This window comes from Serratia sp. (in: enterobacteria), assembly GCF_051654945.1.
Lineage (GTDB): Bacteria > Pseudomonadota > Gammaproteobacteria > Enterobacterales > Enterobacteriaceae > Chania.
On sequence record NZ_JBOFZA010000066.1, the window covers coordinates 1 to 1,831 of the forward strand.

General features: G+C 51.4%; 2 rRNA genes. Both read right to left on the bottom strand.

What is annotated here, in order from left to right:
* Positions 1-2: 2 nt before the first annotated feature.
* A 5S ribosomal RNA gene (gene rrf / locus ACRDCA_RS09000) occupies positions 3-120 on the bottom strand.
* A 59-nt stretch (positions 121-179) separates the two neighbouring features.
* Positions 180-1,724: ribosomal RNA gene (locus ACRDCA_RS09005) — 16S ribosomal RNA — on the bottom strand.
* Between the last annotated feature and the right edge of the window lie 107 nt (positions 1,725-1,831).

Sequence of the window (1,831 nt, forward strand, 5' to 3'; positions counted from 1 at the left end):
TAATCCGGCACCCACCTGCTCTCCCATGCCGTTTCCAGCATAGTACCATCGGCCGCTTAAGTCTTAACCATCGTGTTCGGGATGGGAACGGGTGTCTCCCCTAAGCGCATCGGCACCGGAAATTTCTAAACCTATAAAAGATTCAACAGTATATAAAACCCTTACTTCTTCTTCCTTAGAAAGGAGGTGATCCAGCCGCACCTTCCGATACGGCTACCTTGTTACGACTTCACCCCAGTTATCGATCCTGCCTTCGGCAGCTCCCTCCTTACGGTTGGGTCACTGACTTCGGGCATTACCAACTCCCATGGTGTGACGGGCGGTGTGTACAAGACCCGGGAACGTATTCACCGCGACATTCTGATTCGCGATTACTAGCGATTCCAGCTTCATGCAGGCGAGTTGCAGCCTGCAATCCGAACTGAGACGTTATTTTTGAGATTTGCTTGCCCTCGCGGGGTTGCTTCCCTTTGTTTACGCCATTGTAGCACGTGTGTAGCCCAAATCATAAGGGGCATGATGATTTGACGTCATCCCCACCTTCCTCCAGGTTATCCCTGGCAGTCTCCCTAGAGTGCCCAGCCGAACTGCTGGCTACTAAGAATAAGGGTTGCGCTCGTTGCGGGACTTAACCCAACATCTCACGACACGAGCTGACGACAACCATGCACCACCTGTCTCCTCTGCCCCGAAGGGAAGGTCCCGTTACGGACCGGTCAGAGGGATGTCAAGACTTGGTAAGGTTCTTCGCGTTGCTTCGAATTAAACCACATGCTCCACCGCTTGTGCGGGTCCCCGTCAATTCCTTTGAGTTTCATTCTTGCGAACGTACTCCCCAGGTGGAATGCTTAATGCGTTTGCGACGGCACCGAAGAGCTTTGCTCCCCAACACCTAGCATTCATCGTTTACGGCGTGGACTACCAGGGTATCTAATCCTGTTTGCTCCCCACGCTTTCGAGCCTCAACGTCAGTTACAGTCCAGTAAGCCGCCTTCGCCACTGGTGTTCCTCCTAATATCTACGCATTTCACCGCTACACTAGGAATTCCACTTACCTCTCCTGCACTCTAGTTCCACAGTTTCCAAAGCAGTCCCGGGGTTGAGCCCCGGGTTTTCACTCCAGACTTGCAGTACCGTCTACGCTCCCTTTACACCCAGTAAATCCGGATAACGCTTGCCCCCTACGTATTACCGCGGCTGCTGGCACGTAGTTAGCCGGGGCTTCTTAGTCAGGTACCGTCATTATCTTCCCTGCTGATAGAGCTTTACATACCGAAATACTTCTTCACTCACGCGGCGTTGCTGCATCAGGGTTTCCCCCATTGTGCAATATTCCCCACTGCTGCCTCCCGTAGGAGTTTGGGCCGTGTCTCAGTCCCAATGTGGCCGGTCACCCTCTCAGGTCGGCTACTGATCGTCGCCTTGGTGAGCCATTACCTCACCAACTAGCTAATCAGACGCGGGTCCATCTCACACCACCGGAGTTTTTACCTCAGAGCCATGCGACTCCGTGGTCTTATGCGGTATTAGCAGTCGTTTCCAACTGTTATCCCCCAGTGTGAGGCAGGTTACCCACGCGTTACTCACCCGTCCGCCACTCAGTCAATTCACATATCCGCTTCTTAGTAAACTAATCCGCTTCTAAAAGAATTGCTTCGTTCGACTTGCATGTGTTAAGCACGCCGCCAGCGTTCATCCTGAGCCAGGATCAAACTCTCATGTTTTAAGTTTGTTTCCCGATTTCAAAATTAACTACTAGCTAATTGTTTAAACCGTTCTACTGTTGTTTGGTTTGTTTTTGTTCTGAATTTCTCATCCAAAGATGTCTTTA